General features: G+C 72.7%; 24 protein-coding genes. 11 read left to right on the top strand and 13 right to left on the bottom strand.

Features of this window, described 5'->3' with window-relative positions:
* The first annotated feature begins 262 nt into the window (after positions 1-262).
* Both BKA18_RS23915 and BKA18_RS23910 read left to right on the top strand, forming a co-directional pair.
* Complete coding sequence (locus tag BKA18_RS23915; protein ID WP_366044243.1) at positions 263-1,375, top strand: magnesium and cobalt transport protein CorA; 1,113 nt, start codon at positions 263-265, stop codon at positions 1,373-1,375.
* 81 nt (positions 1,376-1,456) lie between these two features.
* On the top strand, positions 1,457-1,996 hold the full coding sequence (locus tag BKA18_RS23910) for a hypothetical protein (protein ID WP_366044244.1): 540 nt from the start codon (positions 1,457-1,459) through the stop codon (positions 1,994-1,996).
* Between the two features lie 18 nt (positions 1,997-2,014).
* Here the strand turns inward: BKA18_RS23910 and BKA18_RS23905 are convergent, their stop codons facing one another.
* On the bottom strand, positions 2,015-2,785 hold the full coding sequence (locus tag BKA18_RS23905) for a hypothetical protein (RefSeq protein ID WP_429638572.1): 771 nt from the start codon (positions 2,783-2,785) through the stop codon (positions 2,015-2,017).
* Between the two features lie 196 nt (positions 2,786-2,981).
* Here BKA18_RS23905 and BKA18_RS23900 point away from each other — a divergent pair, with 196 nt between their 5' ends.
* Genes BKA18_RS23900 through BKA18_RS23890 form a run of 3 tightly spaced genes read left to right on the top strand, consistent with a single transcriptional unit; the run spans position 2,982 to position 6,063 of the window.
* Entirely contained in the window at positions 2,982-4,289 is a 1,308-nt protein-coding gene (locus BKA18_RS23900) for a magnesium transporter MgtE N-terminal domain-containing protein (protein WP_366044245.1), read from the top strand.
* Entirely contained in the window at positions 4,279-4,860 is a 582-nt protein-coding gene (locus tag BKA18_RS23895; RefSeq protein ID WP_366044246.1) for a DUF1003 domain-containing protein, read from the top strand. Before BKA18_RS23900 ends, BKA18_RS23895 begins: the two co-directional genes overlap by 11 nt.
* A 42-nt stretch (positions 4,861-4,902) precedes the next feature.
* Positions 4,903-6,063 (top strand): Mrp/NBP35 family ATP-binding protein, encoded by a 1,161-nt coding sequence (locus BKA18_RS23890; protein WP_366044247.1) that lies wholly within the window; start codon positions 4,903-4,905, stop codon positions 6,061-6,063.
* A 99-nt stretch (positions 6,064-6,162) separates the two neighbouring features.
* On the opposite strand, the gene BKA18_RS23885 is transcribed toward BKA18_RS23890, so the two are convergent.
* The 5 genes from BKA18_RS23885 to sigE all read right to left on the bottom strand — a co-directional run bounded on the left by BKA18_RS23885 (position 6,163) and on the right by sigE (position 11,499).
* Positions 6,163-6,807, bottom strand: coding sequence for a hypothetical protein (locus BKA18_RS23885; protein WP_366044248.1), 645 nt, complete (start codon positions 6,805-6,807; stop codon positions 6,163-6,165).
* A gap of 117 nt (positions 6,808-6,924) precedes the next feature.
* Entirely contained in the window at positions 6,925-7,410 is a 486-nt protein-coding gene (locus BKA18_RS23880) for a sec-independent translocase (RefSeq protein ID WP_006603282.1), read from the bottom strand.
* Between the two features lie 115 nt (positions 7,411-7,525).
* A complete protein-coding gene (locus BKA18_RS23875; RefSeq protein ID WP_366044249.1) occupies positions 7,526-9,748 on the bottom strand; it encodes a S1C family serine protease in 2,223 nt (740 codons plus the stop codon).
* 123 nt (positions 9,749-9,871) lie between these two features.
* Positions 9,872-10,813 carry an anti-sigma factor family protein gene (locus tag BKA18_RS23870; RefSeq protein WP_366044250.1) on the bottom strand — a complete coding sequence of 314 codons (942 nt, stop codon included), beginning with the start codon at positions 10,811-10,813 and terminating at the stop codon, positions 9,872-9,874.
* Entirely contained in the window at positions 10,810-11,499 is a 690-nt protein-coding gene (gene sigE / locus BKA18_RS23865; protein WP_006603286.1) for an RNA polymerase sigma factor SigE, read from the bottom strand. Before sigE ends, BKA18_RS23870 begins: the two co-directional genes overlap by 4 nt.
* Positions 11,500-11,785: 286 nt before the next feature.
* On the opposite strand from sigE, the gene BKA18_RS23860 reads away from it, so the two are divergent.
* On the top strand, positions 11,786-12,469 hold the full coding sequence (locus tag BKA18_RS23860) for an O-methyltransferase (protein WP_366044251.1): 684 nt from the start codon (positions 11,786-11,788) through the stop codon (positions 12,467-12,469).
* Between the two features lie 136 nt (positions 12,470-12,605).
* On the opposite strand, the gene BKA18_RS23855 is transcribed toward BKA18_RS23860, so the two are convergent.
* The gene (locus tag BKA18_RS23855) at positions 12,606-12,773 is read right to left on the bottom strand and encodes a DUF3117 domain-containing protein (protein ID WP_006603288.1); all 168 of its coding nucleotides are present in this window, start codon (positions 12,771-12,773) and stop codon (positions 12,606-12,608) included.
* 323 nt (positions 12,774-13,096) lie between these two features.
* On the opposite strand from BKA18_RS23855, the gene chcB reads away from it, so the two are divergent.
* Positions 13,097-13,897, top strand: coding sequence for a 2-cyclohexenylcarbonyl CoA isomerase (gene chcB, locus BKA18_RS23850; protein WP_366044252.1), 801 nt, complete (start codon positions 13,097-13,099; stop codon positions 13,895-13,897).
* A 175-nt stretch (positions 13,898-14,072) separates the two neighbouring features.
* Here the strand turns inward: chcB and BKA18_RS23845 are convergent, their stop codons facing one another.
* Both BKA18_RS23845 and BKA18_RS23840 read right to left on the bottom strand, forming a co-directional pair.
* Positions 14,073-14,678 (bottom strand): DNA-3-methyladenine glycosylase I, encoded by a 606-nt coding sequence (locus BKA18_RS23845; protein ID WP_366044253.1) that lies wholly within the window; start codon positions 14,676-14,678, stop codon positions 14,073-14,075.
* On the bottom strand, positions 14,675-15,115 hold the full coding sequence (locus tag BKA18_RS23840) for a DivIVA domain-containing protein (protein WP_366044254.1): 441 nt from the start codon (positions 15,113-15,115) through the stop codon (positions 14,675-14,677). Before BKA18_RS23840 ends, BKA18_RS23845 begins: the two co-directional genes overlap by 4 nt.
* A gap of 92 nt (positions 15,116-15,207) precedes the next feature.
* On the opposite strand from BKA18_RS23840, the gene folP reads away from it, so the two are divergent.
* Positions 15,208-16,107 carry a dihydropteroate synthase gene (gene folP, locus BKA18_RS23835; RefSeq protein WP_366044255.1) on the top strand — a complete coding sequence of 300 codons (900 nt, stop codon included), beginning with the start codon at positions 15,208-15,210 and terminating at the stop codon, positions 16,105-16,107.
* A 123-nt stretch (positions 16,108-16,230) separates the two neighbouring features.
* On the opposite strand, the gene BKA18_RS23830 is transcribed toward folP, so the two are convergent.
* Together BKA18_RS23830 and dapE are read right to left on the bottom strand one after the other, a co-directional pair.
* Positions 16,231-16,980: an LOG family protein gene (locus BKA18_RS23830; RefSeq protein WP_006603293.1), complete on the bottom strand. Its 750-nt coding sequence runs from the start codon at positions 16,978-16,980 to the stop codon at positions 16,231-16,233.
* Between the two features lie 112 nt (positions 16,981-17,092).
* The gene (gene dapE, locus BKA18_RS23825) at positions 17,093-18,184 is read right to left on the bottom strand and encodes a succinyl-diaminopimelate desuccinylase (RefSeq protein ID WP_006603294.1); all 1,092 of its coding nucleotides are present in this window, start codon (positions 18,182-18,184) and stop codon (positions 17,093-17,095) included.
* 40 nt (positions 18,185-18,224) lie between these two features.
* On the opposite strand from dapE, the gene BKA18_RS23820 reads away from it, so the two are divergent.
* Both BKA18_RS23820 and BKA18_RS23815 read left to right on the top strand, forming a co-directional pair.
* Positions 18,225-19,151, top strand: a complete 927-nt coding sequence (locus BKA18_RS23820) for a VldE C-terminal domain-containing protein (protein WP_366044256.1) — start codon at positions 18,225-18,227, stop codon at positions 19,149-19,151.
* Between the two features lie 303 nt (positions 19,152-19,454).
* Positions 19,455-19,919, top strand: a complete 465-nt coding sequence (locus tag BKA18_RS23815; protein ID WP_040898395.1) for a hypothetical protein — start codon at positions 19,455-19,457, stop codon at positions 19,917-19,919.
* Positions 19,920-20,004: 85 nt separating this feature from the next.
* Here BKA18_RS23815 and dapC read toward each other — a convergent pair whose 3' ends face one another.
* Entirely contained in the window at positions 20,005-21,138 is a 1,134-nt protein-coding gene (dapC, locus tag BKA18_RS23810; protein WP_366044257.1) for a succinyldiaminopimelate transaminase, read from the bottom strand.
* Between the two features lie 147 nt (positions 21,139-21,285).
* Positions 21,286-21,606, bottom strand: a complete 321-nt coding sequence (fdxA, locus tag BKA18_RS23805) for a ferredoxin (protein ID WP_006603298.1) — start codon at positions 21,604-21,606, stop codon at positions 21,286-21,288.
* 140 nt (positions 21,607-21,746) lie between these two features.
* Here fdxA and BKA18_RS23800 point away from each other — a divergent pair, with 140 nt between their 5' ends.
* Complete coding sequence (locus BKA18_RS23800) at positions 21,747-22,775, top strand: GNAT family N-acetyltransferase (RefSeq protein ID WP_366044258.1); 1,029 nt, start codon at positions 21,747-21,749, stop codon at positions 22,773-22,775.
* Position 22,776 lies beyond the last annotated feature (1 nt).

The following is a 22,776-nucleotide window of genomic DNA, read 5'->3' as shown; positions in this document are numbered from 1 at the left end:
GCAGCGAATCTCCTGATCCGAGAGCTTCCGTACCCCGCCGTCCAGCGGCGAAACCAGGGAAGCACCTTTGCGCCGGAAGTAGATGACGGAAGAGCGCCTTCGACTCTTTGTTCCGTGTTTTCTGCGAACTGCCGTCAGTACCCCCGCACGGAGCGCCGCCCGCTTTGCGGACGTACGGCCGATGACGCCTCGTACGTCCACGTTCCGGGCAGCGCTGCGCCCCGCGCCCGCAGCTGACGGCCGGCCCGTGAAGGAGCCTGCCATGTCGATGATCCGTGACCTGCGTGCCGCCGTCCGCCCCGCCCGGCGGCGCGACGACTCCCCGTACGGCTACGCCGCGTCCCCGAAGACCTGCGCCAACAGCGCCATCGTGGACTGCGGTGTGTACCGCGAGGGCCGCCGGGTGAGTGAGCACGTCTCCCCTGCCGAGGCGATGGCGTCGGTGCGGTCCGAGGGCGGCTTCGCCTGGATCGGGCTGCACGAGCCGACCGAGGCCGAATTCGCCGGCATCGCCCAGGAGTTCGGGCTGCACCCGCTCGCCGTCGAGGACGCCGTGCACGCGCACCAGCGGCCCAAGCTGGAGCGCTACGACGAGACCCTGTTCACGGTCTTCAAGACGGTGCACTACGTCGAGCACGCCGAGCTGACCGCGACCAGCGAGGTCGTGGAGACCGGCGAGGTGATGTGCTTCACCGGGCGGGACTTCATCGTGACCGTGCGGCACGGCGGCCAGGGCTCGCTGCGCGCGCTGCGGCACCGGCTGCAGGACGACCCGGAGCTGCTGGCCAAGGGGCCGTCCGCGGTGCTGCACGCGATCGCCGACCAGGTCGTCGACGGCTACATGGCGGTGGCCGGCGCGGTCCAGGACGACATCGACGAGGTGGAGATCGACGTCTTCAGCTCGGGCACCAACGGCAAGGGCTCCCCCAAGGGCGGCGACGCCGGGCGGATCTACCAACTCAAGCGTGAGGTACTGGAGTTCAAGCGCGCGGTGTCGCCGCTGCTGCGGCCGATGCAGCTGCTGAGCGAGCGGCCGATGCGGCTGGTCGACTCCGACATCCAGAAGTACTTCCGGGACGTCGCCGACCACCTGGCGCGGGTCAACGAGCAGGTGCTGTCCTTCGACGATCTGCTCAACTCCATCCTGCAGGCCAATCTCGCGCAGGCGGCCGTCGCGCAGAACGAGGACATGCGCAAGATCACGGCGTGGGCGGCGATCTTCGCCGTCCCGACGATGATCGCCGGGATCTACGGCATGAACTTCGACTACATGCCGGAGCTGCACTGGAAGTTCGGCTACCCGGCCGTGCTGCTGGCGACGGTCGCCATCTGTTTCGGTATCCGCCGCGGGTTCAAGCGCAACGGGTGGCTGTGACCCGGTCCGCCGCCGGGTCCGCGGATCTCAGCGTCCGGGCGGCTCCGGGCCGCCCCGGACGGGGCCATTAGGCTGGCTCGTATGACGGAGACCGTGTCGCAGGCCCTGCAGGATCGGGCGCTCATCGAAGAGGCCACGAAGAAGTCCGGCCTCATCTGGGTGCGGGGAAGCGCGGGCCCGGCCCGGGCGCTGTGGCATCTGTGGCTCGACGGCGCCGCCTGCCTCGTCGGGGACGGGCCCGGCGAACAGCCGCTGGCCGGCCTCGGGCTCACCGACGGCGGTACGGCGACGGTGACCGTCCGCAGCAAGGACAAGGGCGGCCGGCTGATCGTCTGGCAGGCCCGGGTCGTCGAGCCGGCGCCGGAGAGCGAGGCCTGGCGGGCCGCGGTCGACGAGCTCAAGGGCAAGCGGCTCAACGCGCCGGACGCGGACACCCTCACCGAGCGCTGGGCCCGGGAGTGCCGGGTGCTGCGCCTGGAGCCGACCGGGGAGGCCGGGCAGCGCCCCGGCCTGATGCCCGAGGACTCGCACGCCGTGCCGCCGCGGGCCACGCCCGCGATCACCCGGCGGCCCGCCCCGGCCGCGCTGCCGAAGCTGCTGCGGCGGGGACGCAAGGGCTGACGCCCGGCGCCCGCCCCCTCAGCCCTTGCCGATCTTGCTGCCGTAGTCCACGACCTGGCCACCGGCCGGGGCGCGCAGGTCCACGTGCTTGCCCCAGTCGTCGAGCCGGAGCACGCCCGCCCCGCCGGCGCGCTGCAGCCGCAGCGGATAGGGCGTCCCGTCCAGCGAGACGTCCAGGGTGCCGCCCGCGCCGGCGGCGGCGGTCAGCCGGATGGTGCGGACCCCGCCGACGTCGCTGCGGTCACCGGCCGTCAGCTTGCCGTGCAGCCCGAGCAGACCGGCGAGCAGCGTGTCCTTGTCGGTGAAGCCGCTGAAGCGCTTGTAGACCGGGTCCGCGGCGGGCACCTTGACGTATTTGCCGTCGAGCTTGCTCGCCGCCCCGCCGGCGGCGCCGCCCTTCTCGCCGGCCCAGAAGGACGCATCGGCCTTCAGGTAGAGCGCATCGCCGACCCGCAGCACCTGGAAAGCCGCCTCCTTCGTGGTCAGCTCCCCCTTGGCACCGTCCTTGGCCAGGCTCATGTCGAGCTTGTAGGTGCGGCCCTGGCTGACCACGTTGCCGGAGAGGTGCACCGTCCCGGCGCGCTGGGCCGCGGCCCGCGCCTTGGATTCGATCTTCGTGGGGGGCAGCTTTCCCAGACCGTTGGTGCCCGCGTCGGGGTCCTCGCCGCCGCCGCAGCCCGTCAGCGCCGCGGCCAGTGCCGCGCAGACCGCCGCCACCAGCGCCGCCCGTCCCGTACGACGGGTTCCGGAGGGGGATCGGGGGCCGGCGCCCGGGGGGATTGCGCTCACGTCGGCTCTGCCTCCTGATGCGGGTGATCTCGACAGCAGTACGGCAGCGTACCTGGGACGGGCACGGTCGTCGGCGGGGTGCGGGGCGGTCACCCTACGGCCTCTTCCCCCGGGGCGGCACCGACCTGGGCGCGTTAGCCTGAACCCGGATTAATGCCGTATTCCGGATCTAACGGGAGAAAGGGCGGCGCTCGGCATGGCAGTCGTGACTCCCCGGGTCTTCGTCTCCCATCTCTCCGGCACCCCCGTCTTCGACCCCAACGGCGACCAGGTCGGCCGGCTGCGGGACCTCGTCGCGCTGCTCCGGGTCGGCCAGCGCCCGCCGCGGCTGCTCGGTGTGGTCGTCGAGGTGATCAGCAGACGCCGGATCTTCGTGCCCATGACCCGGGTGAGCGGTGTGGACTCCGGCCAGATCGTCATCACCGGCGTGGTCAACATGCGGCGCTTCGAGCAGCGGTCGTCCGAGACGCTGGTGCTGGGCGAGCTGCTCGACCGGCGGGTACGGCTGGTGGAGACCGGCGAGGAGGTCACCGTCCTGGACGTCGGCATCACCCAGCTGCCCGCACGGCGCGACTGGGAGATCGAGAAGGTCTTCGTGCGCAAGGGCAAGGGCGGGGCGCTGCGCCGCAAGGGGGAGGCGCTGACCGTGGAGTGGTCGGCGGTGACCGGCTTCTCGCTGGAGGAGCACGGCCAGGGTGCGGAGAGTCTGCTGGCCACCTTCGAACAGCTGCGCCCGGCCGATCTGGCGGGCGTACTGCACCACCTCTCCCCCAAGCGGCGGGCCGAGGTCGCCGCCGCGCTCGACGACGACCGGCTCGCCGACGTCCTGGAGGAGCTGCCGGAGGACGACCAGGTCGAGATCCTCGGCAAGCTGAAGGACGAGCGGGCCGCCGACGTCCTGGAGGCGATGGACCCCGACGACGCCGCCGACCTGCTCTCCGAGCTGCCGGAGGAGGAGAAGGAACGGCTGCTGGCGCTGATGCGGCCGGAGGAGGCCGCGGACGTGCGGCGGCTGATGGCGTACGAGGAGCGGACCGCGGGCGGGCTGATGACCACCGACCCGATCGTGCTGCGCCCGGACGCGACCGTCGCGGACGCGCTGGCCCGGGTGCGTGACCCGGACCTGTCCCCCGCGCTGGCCGCCCAGGTCTACGTCTGCCGGCCGCCCGACGAGACCCCCACCGGCAAGTACCTGGGTCTGGTGCACTTCCAACGGCTGCTGCGCGACCCGCCGTTCACCCTCGTCAGCTCGATCGCCGACACCGATCTGCCGGCCCTGCCGCCGGACACCCCGCTGCCGGAGGTGACCAGCTATCTGGCCGCGTACAACATGGTCGCCGCACCGGTCGTGGACGAGAGCGGGGCGCTGCTGGGCGCGGTCACCGTCGACGACGTGCTGGACCATCTGCTGCCGGACGACTGGCGCGAGGACGGGCTGCACGGCTCCACGACGGCCGGTCTGACCGGCGGCGGGAGCCTGGGGAAGGCCGCGGATGGGCGCTGAGGAGCGGGACGGCGGCAGGGAACGGTCGCGCGCGAACGGTGCCTCGGCGCTGCGCCGGGGCGCCACCGACCGCCCCCGGGTACGTCTCGACCAGCCGCGCGCCCCGCGCCGGACGTTCCTGCCGGAATACGACCCGGAGGCGTTCGGGCGGCTCTCGGAGAAGATCGCCCGCTTCCTGGGGACCGGCCGCTTCCTCGTCTGGATGACGTTCACCATCATCGTGTGGGTCGTCTGGAACACCACCGCACCCAACCCGCTGCGGTTCGACCGGTACCCGTTCATCTTCCTGACCCTGGTGCTGTCGCTGCAGGCCTCGTACGCGGCGCCGCTGATCCTGCTGGCCCAGAACCGCCAGGACGACCGCGACCGGGTCACCCACGAGCAGGACCGCAAGCAGAACGAGCGCTCCATCGCCGACACCGAGTACCTGACACGGGAGATCGCGGCGCTGCGGCTCGGCCTGGGCGAGGTCGCCACCCGCGACTGGCTCCGCTCCGAGCTCCAGGACCTGCAACGGGATCTGGAACAGCGGCAGCCGGCCGGCGCACAGAGTGATGAACGCGACCGCTGACGGTCTTACCGGAGGCCCCCTCATGAGCCGTACCATCGGGTCATGGCTACCGACACGCCCCCAGGCGCCACCCCGAGCGAGGACGCGATCCGCGAAGCGCTCGCGACGGTGAACGACCCCGAGATCCACCGCCCCATCACCGAGCTGGGGATGGTCAAATCGGTGGACATCGCGGCCGACGGTGCGGTGGCGGTCGTGGTCTACCTCACCGTCTCCGGCTGCCCGATGCGCGAGACGATCACCCGCACGGTGCGGGAGGCCGTCGAGCGGGTCGAGGGCGTCACCTCCGTCGCCGTCGAGCTGGACGTGATGAGCGACGAGCAGCGCAAGGAGCTGGCGTCGTCGCTGCGCGGCGGCACCGCCGAGCGCGAGGTGCCGTTCGCCCAGCCCGGTTCGCTGACCCGGGTGTACGCGGTCGCCTCCGGCAAGGGCGGCGTCGGCAAGTCGTCGGTGACGGTCAACCTGGCCGCGGCGATGGCGGCCGACGGGCTGAAGGTCGGTGTCGTGGACGCCGACATCTACGGCCACTCCGTGCCCCGGATGCTGGGCGCCGACGGCAAGCCCACCCAGGTCGAGAACATGATCATGCCGCCGTCGGCGAACGGCGTGAAGGTCATCTCGATCGGCATGTTCACCCCGGGCAACGCCCCCGTCGTCTGGCGCGGCCCGATGCTGCACCGCGCCCTCCAGCAGTTCCTCGCCGACGTCTACTGGGGCGACCTGGACGTCCTCCTCCTGGACCTGCCCCCGGGCACCGGCGACATCGCCATTTCGGTGGCGCAGCTGGTGCCGAACGCCGAGATCCTGGTGGTCACCACCCCGCAGCAGGCCGCCGCCGAGGTCGCCGAGCGGGCCGGTTCGATCGCCGTGCAGACCCACCAGAAGATCGTCGGCGTGGTGGAGAACATGTCCGGGCTGCCCTGCCCGCACTGCGACGAGATGGTCGATGTCTTCGGTACCGGCGGCGGCGAGCGGGTCGCCGAGGGCCTGACGAGGACGACCGGCGCGCAGGTGCCGGTGCTCGGCGCCATCCCGATCGACGTCCGGCTGCGCGAGGGCAGCGACGAGGGCAAGCCGGTCGTGCTGACCGACCCCGACTCCCCCGCCGGGTCGGCGATCCGGTCGATCGCCGGCAAGCTGGGCGGCCGGCAGCGGGGCCTGTCCGGCATGTCGCTGGGGATCACCCCGCGCAACAAGTTCTGACGGCCGCGGGCCGCTGCGGGACGGGCAACCGCCCCCGCCGGCTCCCGAGCACGACGAAGGGGCGGGCCCGTACGGGTCCGCCCCTTCGTGCCGTGCCGTTCAGTCCGCGTACGTGGTGAGGTCCTTGATCACCGAGAAGCCCAGCCCGTAGGCGCTCATCCCGCGCCCGTAGGCGCCGATGTGCACCCCCTCGGGGCCCTCGTTCGCCGAACCCGCCAGCACCCAGCCGTACTCGGACTCGCGATAGGCGAACGACGTGGGCACGCCGTCCACCGGCAGCATCAGCTCGCTCCAGCTCCCGCCGCCGAGGTCGTCGGCCAGCTCCCAGGCGAGCATCGTCTGCTGGTCCAGCCAGTCCTGGCGCAGCGTCCGGTCCATCTGGGTCGGCCAGGTCTGGGCGAGCAGCCCGGAGCCCGCGAGCCAGGCGGCCGTCGAGACCGAGGTCGCCTCCAGTACGCCGGTGCCGTCGCCGCTGCGCCGTACGGGGCGGCTGGCGACCGTCACCACCACCGCGAACCGCTCGTCCTGCGGCGGCTCCACCTTGATGGTCGGCTCCTCGCCGTGCCCCGTGGCGCCGTGCTCGACGGTCCCGTCGGCGGCCGCCCCGACCCGCATCAGCCAGCGCGGACCGGTGAACGCCTCGTCGAGGCCGTACCACGGGAATGCGGCCAGCAGATAGCCGTCGACCTTCCGGCCGGCTTCGGCGGCCGCCTCGTGTGTCGCTGACGGACTCGTCGTCTCCATCTGCGCGAAGCCTCCTAGTTGCCCTGCGTCGTGGGCGGCCCGCCCCCCTCAGGCGACCGAACCCCGGACAACGGGAGCATAGCCATAGGCGTCAACACAGCCGGTCATATCATGTGGTCAGGTGGCGTCCGCGTCGAACGGCGGACGCTCGCCGGACTCCGGCTCCTGAGGCTTCTTTCGCAGGTCAGGGGTGCCGGCGGAGGCTGCCGGGGACCCCTTGGACAGGCTCGGACCTGAGCCGTTCGAGGGCGTGGCGGACGACGCGCCGTCGTGGCCGTTGACGGCGTCGGTGACCTCTGCCATCTCCTTCTTCAGGTCGAAGCCGTTACGGATCTCCTGAAGGTCCTTGAGGCCGTACTCGTCCTTCTCCAGGACGTGCTTGCGTACGAAGTTCTTGGGCTTGAGGTCCTCGAACTCGAAGTCCTTGAACTCCGGCCCCAGCTCGCTGCGGATGTCCTCCTTGGCGCTGTCGGAGAACGCCCGCACTTTGCGGATGAAGGTCATGACGTCCTGGATGACCTTGGGGAGCTTGTCCGGACCGAAGATGAGCACGGCAAGGATCACGAGCGCGACCAGCTCGAGGGGTCCTATGTCGAAGAACACCGTGCAGCTCCTTGGGTATCCGCGGCCTTCGCAGGCCTTTGGGCCAGGCCGCCTCTCACCGTACCTGGCCCCGTACGTCAGACGGGAGTCACCCGTGCCAACACCATGCAAACGATCAGCCGGTGCTGGAAGAACCCAGACTGAGCCGAACGGACCGTTCCTTGCCGCCCCTTTGGAGGGTCAGCGCCAGGGTGTCGCCCGGCCGGTGGCTGCGGATCTTGACGATCAGCTCCTGGCCGCTGTGCACCGGGGCGCCGTCCACCTCGGTGATCACATCGCCGGCCTTGATCCCGGCCTTGGCACCGGGGCCGCCCGGGGCGACCGGCTGCTTGCCGTCCTTGCTGTGCTCGCTGACCCGCGCCCCGTCACCGGCGTACTCCATCTCCAGCGTCACGCCGATCACCGGGTGGGTCGCCTTGCCGGTGTTGATCAGCTCCTCGGCCACCCGCTTGGCCTGGTTGATCGGTATGGCGAAGCCCAGCCCTATGCTGCCGCCCTGGGCGCCGCCTTCCAGGCCGCTGCCGTTGTCGGCCGCGCGGATGGCGCTGTTGATGCCGATCACCCGCGCCCTGGTGTCGACCAGCGGGCCGCCGGAGTTGCCCGGGTTGATGGGGGCGTCGGTCTGCAGCGCGTCCACGTACGACACATCGCTGCCGTCGCCCTTCTGGCCGCCCGCGGTGATCGGGCGCTGCTTGGCGCTGATGATCCCGGAGGTGACGGTGTTGGCGAGGTCGAACGGTGCACCGATCGCCACCACGGGGTCGCCGACCCGCACCGCGTCGGAGTTGCCGAGGGGGAGCGGCCGCAGCCCCGTGACGCCCTCCACCTGGACGACCGCGAGGTCGTAGCCGCCGTCCCGGCCGACGACCCGGGCCTTGGCCGTCTGGCCGCCGCTGAAGGTCACCGAGATCTCGCCGCCGGTGGCGGCCGGTTCGACGACGTGGTTGTTGGTGAGGATGTGCCCCTGGTGGTCGAGGACGAAGCCGGTGCCGGTGCCCTGTTCGGCGCTGCCCCGGACACGGATCGTGACCACCCCGGGCAGCGCGGCCTGCGCGATCCCGGCGACGCTGTCGGGCCTGCGGCCGCCCTCGTCCCCGCCGGCCTGCGGCAGCCGGATGTCGTTGAACCCGCCGTAGCGCTCGACATAGGCGCCGACGCCGCCGCCGACGCCGCCCGCCAGCAGCGCGAGCACCACCGCGGCGGCGACCACCGGCCCCCGGCGGCGGGCGGGCGGCGCCGCGGCGGGTCCGCCCTGCAGCGGCGCGCTCCACGGGTCGTACTGGTGCCAGGCGCCGTGCGGTCCGCCGGGATGGCCGGCGGCCGGGGGCGCTCCGGGGTCGCCGGGCACGGCCGAGAGCGGCTGCGGTCCGGCGGGGTCCAGGGGGGCGGGGTGTGGGGCGGGGTCGTGCGGCCCGGCGGCGGCGCCGGAAGCGGGCCGAGGAGGGAGTCCCGGCTGCGGGGAGGTGGCGGGCTCGGTGGCCGGCCGGGGGTGTGCGGGGTCGGCCGGCGCGGCCGGGTGCCGCTGCTCGGCGCCGGGCGCGAGCGGCGGGTGGTCCTCGCCGGCGGTGCCCGCAGCGGCCGCGTGCCCGGCGGGCGGTGCGGCCGGCGCCGAGGACTGCGGGGGGCTCGGGTAGCCCGCGGCCGGCGCGGCGGGGGCTCCGTACGGGGGCAGTGGCCCGGTGGCCGGCGGGAGGACGGTGCCGTGGGCGGGCGTCGCCACCGGCCGCTGTACGGGCGGTGCCGGCGCCCACGGTCCGGGGCCACCGTAGGGAGGGGTTCCGTAGGGGTCCTCGTCGTGCAGCGGCCGCTGCCGCCGTGGCGCGGCGGCCGGGCCGCCGGCCGTCACCGACGCGAGGGGCGAGGCCTCGGCGGGGGCCGGAGCCGTCGCCGCGGTCGTCGTCGTGCCGTCCGGGTCCGTCGGCCGCGGACCGGCCGTCGCTCCGTCCCGCGCGCCCTCGGCCACCTTGCCGAGCGTCACGGTCGACGGCTCCGGGCGCGCACCGGGCGTCCCGTCCCCGCCGGCCCCGGCGGCGTCCTGAGCCGTGGCGTCCGCGCCCGTTCCGCCCGGAACCGTGGCCAACTCGGCGTTTTCCGTGGCCCTTTCGGCTGAAACCTCACCCTCGGACGGCTCCGGAACCGCACGCTCCGCCACGCCGTTGCGCGGCTCCGGCGGACGCATGAGCCAGTCCTCCGTGCCCTGTGCCTCGGACGTGCCGGACGCCTCGGCCGCTGCCCCCTCCGCCGCCGGACCGGCCTCGGCCGAGGGTTCCGTGCGCGCGGTGCCTCCCGGGCGGCTCCACCACTTCAGCTTCGGCCCGGCGGCCTTACCGTCGTCCATGCTCTCCCCAGAATTCGCCCGCACCCCTGCGCGGGCCACCACCACCTCGCGGCATACGCCCGCTCAGGGGTGCGCCGCCCAGAGGGATTCAACCAGTTCCGCGCGGGGCTGCGCAGGGGACGGTCAACGCTGGGCGGGGGTTGAGCCATGTACGCGCGGGCCGGCCGAGGTGGCGGGGCCGCTCAGCGGGCGCATGGGCTCCAGGGGGGAGAGCTGGGGCGGGTTCTTCCGCACGGGAGGTCCGCCGGTGGCCGGCGTCAGGGGCGGGAAGTCGTACGCCGTGACCGGACCGGTCGCGGCTATCAGCGGCGACAGCCCGAATCCGCCGGCCGGCGCGGAGTACGACGGGGTGGGGGGCGCCGCACCGGGGCCGTACAGGGTCATGGCGCTGGGGGCCGGGGCGAGGGTCGGACCGCCGGACGGCTGTCGGCCGTCCACCCGGGAAGGGCCGGCGGGGAAGGGGTCACCGCGGAACAGCACATCGCTGTCGGCCGCGGGGCTGACGCTGAGCGGGGTGACGGTGCTGCCGCTGCCGTCGGCGCGTCCGCCGGGCAGATCGGCGGCCGCCTCCAGCGGGAGGGCGCCGCCCAGCGCGATGGCCGCGAGGGAGACCGCACCGGCCGCCGCGAAGGCGAACCGGCGCCGCTGGCCGGGCCGGTCGGCCTCGTGGACGCGGATGCCGCGGGCGCGGGGCTGGGGGGCGACGCCGGCCAGGGCAGGGCCGTGGCCCGGGGAGGCGACATAGGAGAACGCGCCGCTGTCCCGGGCGAAGTCGCCCCGTCCGAAGCTGCCGTTGCCGAGCCGGCTGCCGGGACCGCTCGGGTCACCGCCGGGCAGCTGCTGCAGACGCGCCAGCAGACCCTCGGACGGGCCGGGGGGCGCGGTCTGGGCGAAGACGGTCTTCAGCCGACGCTGCGCGTCGGCCTCCGCCTTGCACTTGCCGCAGGTCGCAAGATGCGCGAGCACCCGCTCGCGCGCGTCATGCCCCAACTCGCCGTCGACCAGGGCCGCGAGGCGGTCGCCGAGGTGCGCCTCGGCGGGGGACGGACCGCCGCTGCCGCTCACGCGATTCCGACCTCCCCCGTGGGCACCACGGCCAGCGACCGCCGCTGCTCGCGCTCTTCGGCGCGGGTGGCCGGGGCGCGGTGCTTGAGGGACTTGCGCAGATGCGAGCGGCCACGGTGGATCCGGCTGCGGACCGTGCCGAGCTTGACGCCGAGCGTCGCGGCGATCTCCTCGTACGACAGGCCCTCGATGTCGCACAGCACCACGGCGGCCCGGAACTCGGGCGCGAGGGTGTCCAGCGCATGCTGCACATCGGCGTCGAAGTGCGTGTCGTTGAAGTGCTGCTGCGGGGAGGGCTCCCGGCTGGGGAGCCGCTCGGCGGCGTCGTCACCGAGCGCATCGAAGCGGATGCGCTGACGGCGCCGGACCATGTCCAGGAAGAGGTTGGTCGTGATGCGGTGCAGCCAGCCCTCGAACGTACCGGGGGTGTACGTCGACAGGGAGCGGAAGACGCGGACGAACACTTCCTGGGTGAGGTCCTCGGCGTCGTGCTGATTGCCGGTGAGGCGGTAGGCGAGGCGGTAGACCCGTGCGCTGTGGGTGCTGACGATCTCCTCCCAGCTGGGCGGAGTCCACGCCTGCGCATCCGCGTCTGCGGCAAAGGTCGCGGTCGTTGCGGAGTCGGCGGTCCCCCCACTCGAGCGAAGTCGAGAGTGGGGAAGGAAACGGTCAGCGGTGTTGGTCACGGATTTCGGCTCGGCGAACGACCTTTTCAAGCGCCTCAGCACTCGACGGTCACCCGTCGCAGCCGCACCTCCCCTGGTGGCTCTGGTGGTGTCCAGTAGAGCCCCTACCATATCCACCTCGCCCGTTAGCTCCGGATAAGCAGTTTTGACCTGCATTTGGTCCTGCTTCTGGTCTTGCTGCGTGTCTCGCGCGGTCTTCACCGGTGCGTCCCCCCGTCACCCTTCCACCCCTCCTCAACGCCCGGTCCCATCTGCGAGTTCCCGCGTCCAGCGGATACAGTCACGGTTGCGTCAACTACGGGGACAGGAGAGGGCCATTACCGGCAACCGGCAGACGAGCTTGGCATTCGCCGAGGCGTACGGCGCCGGGACCATCGACGACAGCGCCGAGGCCGCCCTGAGCTGGGCACGTGACCGTGCGCAGGAGGTCGGCATCCGTACGGTGACCAACGGCACCGGCGCGGCGCTGCGCCTGCTCGCCGCCGCCGCGGACGCCAAGGCCGTCGCCGAGATCGGCACCGGGACGGGCGTGTCGGGCATCCATCTCCTGCACGGCATGCGGCCCGACGGGGTGCTGACCACCGTGGACCTCGAACCCGAGCGGCAGGCGTTCGCCAAGCAGGCGTTCCGCGCCGCGGGCTTCGCCGGCAACCGCGCCCGCTTCATCCCCGGCCGCGCCCTGGACGTCCTGCCCCGCCTCGCGGACGGCGGATACGACCTCGTCTTCTGCGACGGCGACCTGATGGAGTGCTTGGAGTACCTCGCTGAATCGTTGCGTCTGCTGCGCCCCGGCGGCCTGGTCTGCTTCGAGGGCGTCTTCGCGGACGGCCGTACGGTCGACTCGGCGGTGCAGCCCGCGGAGGTGCTGCGGCTGCGGGAGCTGCTGCGGGCCGTACGGGAGAGCACGGCACTGGTACCGGCCCTGCTGCCGGTCGGCGACGGACTGCTCTGCGCGGTCAGACGCAGCTGACCCGCCCCGGCGCGCCGGGTGCGAAACGGCCCCGGCATGCGGCGCGCAGGATGTGCGCGCCGCATGCCGGGGCCGGGGTAATTCGGCTGGGGATACCGGGGTCAGCCCCGGGAAACCGCCGGTTGCGCCGCCCTTGTCAGACGGTGACCTTGTCCAGGGCCTCACCCAGGGCCTTGGCTTCGTCGGGGGTCAGCTCGACGACGAGCCGCCCGCCGCCTTCGAGCGGAACGCGCATGACGATGCCCCGCCCCTCCTTGGTCACCTCGAGCGGGCCGTCGCCCGTCCGCGGCTTCATGGCCGCCATGCTCGTTCCCCTTCCTGAAACCAGCTCATCTCAGCCGACGGCCCGAATAGGCACGTGTCACCGGCATCGAACACATTGCTTCCAGGCCATTATCCCGCATCGAACGACCCGATGACCAACATCGGGCAGCTTCCCTTCGGCAAGGTGCTCCCGCAAACCCCCTCAATTCGGGGAGGGGGCTGCAATACTCCGCCGACCGCCGTCCTCCGACGCGCCCGCAATCTTTGACGTACGTCACATGCCGGGGCCCGATGATCTCCGGCATCCTGAGCGCTGACTGCCGCTGCCGAGCAGTCCGAGCCGCGACGGAGGGGACTCCCACTATGGCCGACACCGTGCTCTACGACGTGACCGACGGGCTGGCGACGATCACGCTCAACCGCCCCGATGCGATGAACGCGCTGAACATCGAGGCGAAGGTCCTGCTGCGGGACACTCTGAAGGACGCCGCGGCCGACCCCGCCGTACGAGCCGTTCTGCTGACCGCCACCGGGCGCGCCTTCTGCGTCGGGCAGGACCTCAAGGAGCACATCGGCCTGCTGGCCGAGGACCGGGCCACCGGGTCCGGCGCCACCATGAACACCGTGCGTGAGCACTACAACCCGATCGTGACGGCGCTGGCCGGGATGCCCAAGCCCGTGGTCGCGGGCGTGAACGGGGTCGCCGCGGGCGCCGGTGCGGGCTTTGCGATGGCGGCCGACTACCGCGTGGTCGCCGACTCGGCGTCCTTCAACACCTCCTTCGCGGGCGTCGCGCTGACCGCCGACTCCGGGATGTCCTGGACGCTGCCCCGGCTGATCGGGCATGGCCGGGCCGCCGATCTGCTGCTCTTCCCCCGCAACATCAGCGCCCAGGAGGCGTACGACCTGGGCATCGCCAACAAGGTGGTGCCGGCCGGGGAGCTGGCCGACCAGGCCGCGGCCGTCGCCCGCCGGCTGGCCCAGGGCCCGACCGCCGCCTATGCGGCGATCAAGGAATCGCTGGCCTACGGGGCGGAGCACTCACTCGCCGAGACGCTCGGCAAGGAGGACGAGTTGCAGGGCCGCGCCGGGGCGTCGGAGGACCATCAGATCGCCGTCGAGGCCTTCGTGAAGAAGGAGAAGCCGGCCTTCCTGGGGCGCTGACCGCGGCGCCGCCGGCCGGCCCCGGGCTGCCGGGTGATGGCGCTACCGCCCGCCGGCCCCGGGCTGCCGGGTGACCGGCCACCGCCGGGCTGCCCGGTGAGCGGCCACCACCGACCGGCCACCCCCGGCCACCCCCGGCTCCCGCTGCCCGCCGGTGCCGCCCGTCCGGCCCGGGTCAGCCGGCCGCCGCGTCCACCGCCCGGCGGACATGGCAGTCCGCCAGATGGTCGTTGACCAGGCCGCACGCCTGCATCATCGCGTATGCGGTGGTCGGGCCGACGAAGCGGAAGCCGCGCTTCTTGAGGTCCTTGGCGAGCGCCGTCGACTCCGGGGTCACCGGCAGCACCTCGTCGACGGTGCGCGGCACCGGCCGGCCGGTGCGGTCGGGGGCGTAGGACCAGATCAGGTCGTCGAGTTCGCCGGGGGCCAGCCCGGCGGCGATCTTGGCGTTGCCTATCGTCGCGGCGATCTTGGCGCGGTTGCGGATGATGCCGGGGTCGGCGAGCAGCCGCTCGGCGTCCGCGTCCGTGAACCGCGCGACCTCCGGGATGCGGAAACCGGCGAACGCGGCGCGGAAGCCGGGGCGGCGCCGCAGGATCGTGATCCACGAGAGCCCGGACTGGAACGCCTCCAGGCTCATTCGCTCGAAGAGGGCATCGTCACCATGGACCGGCAGGCCCCATTCGGTGTCGTGATAGGCGCGGTAGTCGGCCATCTGCGGCGACTCCATGCCCCACGGGCAGCGCGGAATGCCGTCCGGTTCGCGCACCACCCCGCTCATGCCCGGTCCTCGCCTTCCGGGGACGCGGGGGCGTCGGGCCCGTCCGCGGACGTCCGGTCGCCGGAACCCTCTCCCGGCTCCTGCACCGGCCCCAGCACGGGCGGGCCGTCCTGTATGAGCCCGGGGCCGCCCATCGCGGAGGCGTGCGCTCCGGCGAGCGCCGCCTCCAGCTCGGCGATCCGGGCGTCGCGCTCGGCCAGCTCGGCGCCGAGGCGGTCCAGGACGTCGTCGACGTCGTTCATGCGGTAACCACGGACGGTCACCGGAAGCCGGACGGCCTCCACATCGGCGCGGCCCAGCGGGCGGTCCTCCGGCAGCGGGTCGTGCAGCCGGTCCGGCTCGGAATCCCGCAGCCCGCCGCCGTCACCACCGCCGACGACCACGAGCGTGACCGCGGCCACCACCACGACCATCGCGATCAGCAAGAACCAGAACACGACCAACTCCCCGGACTATGTGCCTGCACTGATCGTGCCATGCGGGTGTGACAGTTAGGGTCGCTCCCGGACCACGGAGAGGGAGTGCGGGAATGCTGCGGCTGGGGAATCGCGAGTTCGGGGCGCACGAGCCGGTGATCATGGCGATCGTCAACAGGACGCCGGACTCGTTCTACGACCAGGGCGCCACGTTCCGTGACGAGCCCGCGCTGGCCCGCGTGGAGCAGGCCGTGGCCGACGGCGCCGCGATCATCGACATCGGCGGCGTCAAGGCCGGTCCCGGCGAGGAGGTCACCGCCGAGGAGGAGGCCCGCCGCACGGTCGGGTTCGTGGCCGAGGTCCGCAAGCGCTTCCCCGATGTGGTGATCAGCGTCGACACCTGGCGGCACGAGGTCGGCGAGGCGGTCTGCGAGGCCGGCGCGGATCTGCTCAACGATGCCTGGGGCGGCGTCGACCCGCGGCTCGCCGAGGTCGCGGCGCGCTACGACGTCGGCCTGGTCTGCACCCACGCGGGCGGCGTCGAGCCGCGTACCCGGCCGCACCGGGTGACGTACGACGACGTGCTGGCCGACATCCTGCGGGTGACGCTCGGACTGGCCGACCGGGCCGTGGAGTTGGGGGTCCGGCGGGACGCGATCCTGATCGATCCGGGGCACGACTTCGGCAAGAACACCCGGCACAGCCTGGAGGCGACCCGGCGGCTGGGCGAGATGACCACGGCCGTTCCCCGAGCTCTCGGCTTCGCTCGCGCGGGGGACACCCCCTTGCCGGTGCTGGTTTCGCTGTCCAACAAGGACTTCGTCGGCGAGACGCTCGACCGGCCGGTCAAGGAGCGGGTGCTCGGCACCCTGGCGACCACCGCCGTCTCGGCCTGGCTGGGCGCTCAGGTCTACCGCGTCCACGAGGTCGCCGAGACCCGCCAGGTGCTCGACATGGTGGCCTCGATCGCCGGCCACCGGCCCCCGGCGGTCGCCCGCCGGGGCCTGGCCTGAGAAAGGCGCCCGTTGAGGCGCGCCCCTTAGGGCTCGTGCGAACAGATGCCGTAGGGGACGCCTGGGCCCCCTGCGGGGCCATAACAGGGCGGGGGGCGGGGGCATTCCCGGCGTCGCCAGTCCCTAGATCCCGACCTCCTTGGTCACCAGCGCGACCGCCTCGTCCACGTCGTCGCTGAGGTGGAAGAGCTCCAGATCGTGCATCGACGCCTTGCCCTCGGCGATGAGGGTGTCGCGCAGCCAGTCGACCAGCCCGCTCCAGTAGGCCGTGCCGAAGAGCACGATCGGGAAGCGGGTGACCTTACGGGTCTGGACCAGGGTGAGCGCCTCGAAGAGCTCGTCGAGGGTGCCGAGCCCTCCGGGGAGCACCACGAACCCGCGGGCGTACTTCACAAAACACGTTTTGCGCACGAAGAAGTACCGGAAGTCGACGCCGAGGTTCACATAGTCGTTCATGCCCTGCTCGAAGGGCAGCTCGATGCCCAGCCCGACGGAGGTGCCACCGGCCTCGTTGGCGCCCTTGTTGGCGGCCTCCATGGCGCCGGGGCCGCCCCCGGTGATCACCGCGAACCCGGCCTCCACCAGGGCCCGCCCGAGCCGTACCCCGGCGTCGTACTCCTTGGCGTCCCGCGGGGTGCGGGCCGAGCCGAAGACGCTGACGGCCGGGCCCAGCTCGGCCAGCGCGCCGAAGCCCTCGACGAACTCCGACTGGATGCGCATCACGCGCCAGGGGTCGGTGTGCACCCACTCGGAAGGGCCTTCGGAGTCCAGCAGCCGCTGGTCGGTGGTGCCGGCCTGCACCTGGTCCTGGCGGCGCAGTACGGGGCCCAGCCGCTGCTCCTCGGGGACCGGTGCTCCCTCGGGACTGGCCATGTCGTGCTCCCTCCGCTGGCAGTACGTGTGCCGTTTCAGCCTAGATCCGCCGACGTGAAGAGCAGGGGAATTCGGTGCGGAGGGGAACCGTCGGCGGCCGTACCGGGCGAGGTCAGGCGGTCAGCCAGGCGCGCAGCCGCTCCTCGCAGTGCAGGATGCGCTCGGTGGCGACCCGCTCGTCCTTCTTGTGCGCGAGCAGCGGGTTGCCGGGTCCGTAGTTGACGGCGGGGACGCCCAGCGCGCTGAAACGGGAGACGTCGGTCCAGCCGAACTTGGGCCGCGCGCTGCCGCCGACGGCCTCCATGAAGGCCTTGGCCGCCGGGTGGGACAAACCGGGCAGTGCACCCGGGGAGTGGTCGTCGATGACGAACTCGTCCACCGGGCAGTCCGCGAAGACCTCCCGCACATGGGCCACCGCCTCGTCGGGGGTGCGGTCCGGGGCGTAGCGGAAGTTGACGGTGACCGTGCAGGCGTCCGGGATGACGTTGTTGGCGACCCCGCCCTCGATGCGGACGGCGTTGAGGCCCTCGCGGAATTCGAGGCCGTCGATGACCGGGCGGCGCGGCTCGTACGCGGCGAGCTTCGCCAGGATCGGGGCGGCGGCGTGAATCGCGTTGGCGCCCATCCAGCCGCGGGCGGAGTGGGCCCGCTCACCGCTGGTGCGCAGCAGGACCCGCAGGGTGCCCTGGCAGCCGCCCTCCACCTCGCCGTCGGAGGACTCCAGGAGGACGGCGAAGTCACCGGCGAGCCAGTCGGGGTGGGCGTCGGCGACATGGCCGAGGCCGTTGAGGTGGGCGGCGACCTCTTCGTTGTCGTAGAAGACGAAGGTCAGGTCGCGGTTGGGCTCCGGGACCGTGGCGGCCGTCCGCAGCTGGACGGCGACGCCGGACTTCATGTCGCTGGTGCCGCAGCCCCACAGGACGCCGTGCTCGTCGAGCCGGGAGGGGACGTTGCCGGCGATCGGCACCGTGTCGAGGTGTCCGGCGAGCACCACCCGCTCGTCGCGGCCGAGGTGGGTACGGGCCACGATGTTGTTGCCGTACCGGTCGACGGTCAGGTGCGGCAGCGCGCGCAGGGCGTGCTCGACGGCGTCGGCCAGGTCCTTCTCGTTTCCGCTCTCGGAGGGGAAATCCACCAGCTGCGCGGTGAGCGCGGCGGCGTCGAGCGACAGGTCGAGGGCGGGGTGGTGTCCGGAGTGCTCCATGGATCCGACCCTATCCGGAGCACTCCAGTACGGTGGGCCCGTGTCCGCCCAGCCCTCATCCTCCGTCTCCCGTGCCCGCCTGTGGCGAACCGTCGCCGCCGTCGCCGTACTCCTCGGACTGGCCGGCTATCTCGTCGTGCAGTACGTCACCGGTGGCCCGGGGGCGCCGCATTGCACGGTGCGCGCCGAGGACGGCTCCAAGGAGTACGAGCTGTCCCCGGAGCAGGCCGCGAACGCCGCGACGATCTCGGCCGTGGCGTCCTCGCGCGGGCTGCCGGAGCGGGCGGTGACCATCGCGCTGGCGACCGCGATGCAGGAGTCGGGGCTGCGCAACATCGACTTCGGTGACCGCGACTCGGTCGGGCTCTTCCAGCAACGGCCCTCGCAGGACTGGGGCACCGTGCAGCAGATCATGGACCCCGTGTATTCGGCCGGGGAGTTCTACCGGCATCTGGCGAAGGTGCCCGGGTACTCCCGGCTGCCGCTGACCGTCGCCGCCCAGAAGGTGCAGCGCAGCGGCTTTCCGCAGGCGTACGCCAAGCACGAGGCGAATGCCGCGCGGCTGACCGGGGCCCTCACGGGCCGCTATCAGGACGCGATGACCTGCACCGAGAGCGGGCCGGTGAACGCGCAGGCGGGCGGCGCCGCAAAGGTGCGGGAGAAGCTGGTACGGGAGTTCGGCCCGCAGGTGCTCCCGGGTGCGGGCGCTTCCGCCGGGCATGCGACCGGCGGCGGGCGCGGGGTGACGATACCGGTGCGGCAGTCCGGTCCGGCGGCGGGCGAGGCCCCGCGGCGCGGCTGGGAGCTGGCGACGTGGGCCATGGCGCACTCCGCCGAGCTGCGCATCGAACAGATCTCTTACGCCGGCCGGACGTGGCGCGCGGCCGATTCCGGGAAGGGTTGGCAGCCGAAGCCGGCCGCTTCCCCGGCGACCGCACACGACGTGCGTATCGTCACCGCGCAATAGTTTGCCGGGTCCCCCGAAAGGGGCACCCAAAGCAATTCCCTTTCCTATGGCGGCAGTTGAGGACCGCACCTTTCCCGGGTTCCGTCAATTGTCTTGTGCGTAAAGGGCCGTGACGTTTCCGCGACACCCGCGGCTGTGCACATATTGCCCGCCTTTAGCCAGGGCCGATTATGTGACGCGTTACCAACTCTTTACCTGAGTTCACCGCAACCTTCGGGGTTCTGAAGCGGTAGTCAGTGCGTCCGCCCGGCGGACATGGCACATCTGTCAGAAGTCCGAGTCCTTCTCCGTAAAAGGAGCACCATGTCCCTCCCCGTTACGCGTCGGATCGCCCGAGCCGCCCTGCTCGTTGCAGCGGGTGCCGCTCCCGTGGTCGCTGCGGCCGGTTCCGCGAGCGCCGTGGAACTGCCCGCCAAGACACCCGACCTGGGCGGACTGACGGCGCCCCTGGACTCCAAGAACACCAGCGCCACCCTCGACCGCACCGCGCACCACGGCGTCGGCCTGCTCAACGAGGCCGGCAGCAAAGCGGCGACGAAGCTCGCCCCGGCACTCGTCGAGACCGCCGGTCCGGCCGTGAAGAAGGCCATGCCGCTCACCCAGGGCGCCGCCGACAAGGCCGAGTCCCTGGTCCGCCCGATCGCCAAGCACGGCATCTCCACCGACCGGCTGCCGCTCGACGCGGCCAAGACTCTGGTCGGCTCGTCCCAGGGCCTGCTCGGTCCCGCCAAGAGCCTGCTCGGCGGTCTGCCGCTCGGCGGCCGCTGACCCGGCCGCCCGCCCGCGCCACGCGCAGGGGCCCGGGGAGTCGACGCTCCCCGGGCCCCTGCGCGTGGTCATGCGCGGCGGCGGCTCACTTCGACAGGCGGCGCACCGCGGCGTCCACCCGCTCGTCGGTCGCGGTGAAGGCGATCCGTACGAACCGCTCCCCCGCGGTGCCGTAGAACTCGCCGGGGGCGACGAGGATGCCGTGTTCGGCGAGCGCGGCGACGGTGTCCCAGCAGGGCTCGCCGCGGGTCGCCCAGAGGTAGAGCGAGGCCTCGCTGTGCTCGATGCGGAAGCCCGCGACCTCGAAGGCGCCGCGCAGCGCGGCCCGGCGGCGGGCGTAGCGCTCGCGCTGCTCGGCGACATGGGCGGTGTCGCCGAGCGCGGCGACGGTGGCGGCCTGGACCGGGGCCGCGATCATCATGCCGCCGTGCTTGCGGATCTGCAGCAGGTCGCCGAGGACCGTGGGGTCGCCGACGAGGAAGGCGGAGCGGTAGCCGGCGAGGTTGGAGCGCTTGGACAGCGAGTGCACGGCGACCAGGCCGTCCGGGGAGCCGCCGCAGATGTCCGGGTGCAGCACAGAGACCGGGTCGGCCTCCCAGCCCAGTTCGAGGTAGCACTCGTCGCTGAAGACCAGGACACCGTGCTCGCGCGCCCAGGCGACGGTGCGGCGCAGCTCGTCGGCGCCGAGCACCCGGCCGGTGGGGTTGGACGGCGAGTTCAGCCAGAGCAGCTTGAGGCCGCTGGGGTCCAGGTCCCAGGGGTCGTCGTAGACGACCGGCTCGGCGCCGGCCAGGCGGGCGCCGACCTCGTACGTCGGGTAGGCCAGGCGCGGGTAGCCGACCTTGTCGCCCGGGCCCAGGCCCAGCTGGGTCGGCAGCCAGGCCACCAGCTCCTTGGAGCCGACGACCGGCAGCACATGGGTGTGGTCCAGGCCCCGGGCGCCGAGGCGGTCGGCGGCCCAGCCGGTGAGGGCGTCCCGCAGCGCGGCCGTGCCCCACACCGTCGGGTAGCCCGGGCTGTCGGCCGCGGCCGTCAGCGCCTGCTGCACCACCGCGGGGACCGGGTCGACCGGGGTGCCGACGGACAGGTCGACGATGCCGTCGGCGTGCGCGGCAGCGGTGGCCTTGTACGGCTCCAGCCGGTCCCAGGGGAACACGGGCAGGCGGTCGCGGAGCGACGCGCGGGGGGAGACGGGCTGGGAAGAGGAGGCTGCGCCCACGGTGCTCTCTTTCTGGATGGTGCCAGGACCGCGGCAGACATGCGTCGGTCCCGTACGGAACGGGCCGTACGGGACCGAGCGGCGCCGTGCGACCGCGAGACCCGGGAAGCAAGAGGGAGCGGCGGCTCCCCCTTGACCCTGGGGTCGTTACTGGTTCTGCGGCGGCAGCGCCGCGATGAAGGAGTGGTCACGCTCGATCAGGCCGAGCTTGCTGGCGCCACCGGGCGAGCCGAGCTCGTCGAAGAACTCCACATTCGCCTTGTAGTAGTCCTTCCACTCCTCGGGAGTGTCGTCCTCGTAGAAGATCGCCTCGACCGGGCACACCGGCTCACAGGCGCCACAGTCGACGCATTCGTCCGGGTGGATGTACAAGGACCGCTGGCCCTCGTAGATGCAGTCGACCGGGCACTCCTCGATGCACGCCTTGTCCTTGACGTCGACACAAGGCTGCGCGATGACGTAGGTCACGCTGTCGTTCCTCCTCGGTAGGGCCGGCGGACCGATTGGCAGTACCGCCGCTGGGCGCGCGGGAGCGCGGCGTCGTCGATGCCCGCCATCTAGTATCTCCGTTCCCGGGCGCGAGACGAACAAGAGGGGCGGTTTGAGCGATGGAATTCCTGGCCGGTGGCCGCGGGGAGGTTCGCATCACCCGCGCTGACGTGGGCAAAAGGGTATCCGTCCGGCGCCTGACCGGGGACGGGGAGGGGCCGGAGGCGTTCACGGACGCGGTCGGGATTCTCACATCCTGGGACGAAGGTGTGCTGAGCATCACACGGCGCACCGGCGAGTGCGTCCGGGTCGAGGAGTCCTCGCTGGTGGCGGCCAAGGTGGTGCCCGCCGCCCCGGCCCGCCGGAAGGTCCCGGCGGCCACCGCCCGGGAGCTCCAGGAGGTCGCAGCCCGCGGCTGGCCCGCCGTCGATACGGAGCGTCTCGGGCAGTGGACGCTGCGTGCTTCGGGGGGCTTCACCCGCCGCGCCAATTCCGTGCTGCCCCTCGGCGACCCCGGCCTCCCGCTGGACGCGGCGCTGGAGCACATCGGCCGGTGGTACGGCGCCCGCGGGCTGCCGCCGGTGATCGCGGTCGCCACCGGCCGCGAGGACACCGACGTAGAGCTGACCGCCCGGCTGGCGGAGCGCGGCTGGGCCGACGAGGCGCACACCCGGGTCCGGATCGCGGCGTTGGCGCCGCTCGCCGACACCGGGGCGGACACCTCCCGGGTCGCGCTGGCCCGGGAGCCGGACGCGGACTGGCTTGCCCTGTACAACCGGACCGGCGAGGGCGGCGGCGGCCAGGAGGTCACCGAGGACGCCCGGAAGGTGCTGACCGGCGGGCCCTCGGTGTGGTGCGCGACGGTGCACGACGCGGACGGCCGGACCGCGGCGATCGGACGGCTGGCCGTCGACGGGCGCTGGGCGGGGTTCGCGGCGGTCGAGGTGGCCCCGGACGCGCGGCGGCAGGGGCTGGCCGGCCTGGTGATGGCGGCGCTCGCCGAACGGGCCCTCGCGGAGGGCGCCTCGGCGGCGTATCTGCAGGTCGAGGCGGACAACACCGGTGCCCTCGGGTTCTACGACCGGCTCGGCTTCACCGACCACCACGGCTATCACTACCGGCGGCCCCGGCCGGACGCCCGGCGCTGAA

It is taken from the genome of Streptomyces auratus, from assembly GCF_050433025.1.
Classification (GTDB): Bacteria; Actinomycetota; Actinomycetes; order Streptomycetales; family Streptomycetaceae; genus Streptomyces; species Streptomyces sioyaensis.
This window is presented reverse-complemented; position numbering and strand designations above follow the sequence as displayed.

Bases quoted from the DNA above. Each gene is read 5' to 3' on its own strand.
- BKA18_RS23900 (WP_366044245.1), top strand. From the start codon at position 2,982: ATGGCAGTCGTGACTCCCCGGGTCTTCGTCTCCCATCTCTCCGGCACC.
- BKA18_RS23815 (WP_040898395.1), top strand. From the start codon at position 19,455: ATGTCCCTCCCCGTTACGCGTCGGATCGCCCGAGCCGCCCTGCTCGTT.
- BKA18_RS23915 (WP_366044243.1), top strand. From the start codon at position 263: ATGTCGATGATCCGTGACCTGCGTGCCGCCGTCCGCCCCGCCCGGCGG.
- BKA18_RS23830 (WP_006603293.1), bottom strand. From the start codon at position 16,980: ATGGCCAGTCCCGAGGGAGCACCGGTCCCCGAGGAGCAGCGGCTGGGC.
- BKA18_RS23910 (WP_366044244.1), top strand. From the start codon at position 1,457: ATGACGGAGACCGTGTCGCAGGCCCTGCAGGATCGGGCGCTCATCGAA.
- BKA18_RS23800 (WP_366044258.1), top strand. From the start codon at position 21,747: ATGGAATTCCTGGCCGGTGGCCGCGGGGAGGTTCGCATCACCCGCGCT.
- folP (WP_366044255.1), top strand. From the start codon at position 15,208: ATGCTGCGGCTGGGGAATCGCGAGTTCGGGGCGCACGAGCCGGTGATC.
- chcB (WP_366044252.1), top strand. From the start codon at position 13,097: ATGGCCGACACCGTGCTCTACGACGTGACCGACGGGCTGGCGACGATC.
- BKA18_RS23875 (WP_366044249.1), bottom strand. From the start codon at position 9,748: ATGGACGACGGTAAGGCCGCCGGGCCGAAGCTGAAGTGGTGGAGCCGC.
- BKA18_RS23855 (WP_006603288.1), bottom strand. From the start codon at position 12,773: ATGGCGGCCATGAAGCCGCGGACGGGCGACGGCCCGCTCGAGGTGACC.
- dapE (WP_006603294.1), bottom strand. From the start codon at position 18,184: ATGGAGCACTCCGGACACCACCCCGCCCTCGACCTGTCGCTCGACGCC.
- BKA18_RS23890 (WP_366044247.1), top strand. From the start codon at position 4,903: ATGGCTACCGACACGCCCCCAGGCGCCACCCCGAGCGAGGACGCGATC.
- BKA18_RS23885 (WP_366044248.1), bottom strand. From the start codon at position 6,807: ATGGAGACGACGAGTCCGTCAGCGACACACGAGGCGGCCGCCGAAGCC.
- BKA18_RS23895 (WP_366044246.1), top strand. From the start codon at position 4,279: ATGGGCGCTGAGGAGCGGGACGGCGGCAGGGAACGGTCGCGCGCGAAC.
- BKA18_RS23845 (WP_366044253.1), bottom strand. From the start codon at position 14,678: ATGAGCGGGGTGGTGCGCGAACCGGACGGCATTCCGCGCTGCCCGTGG.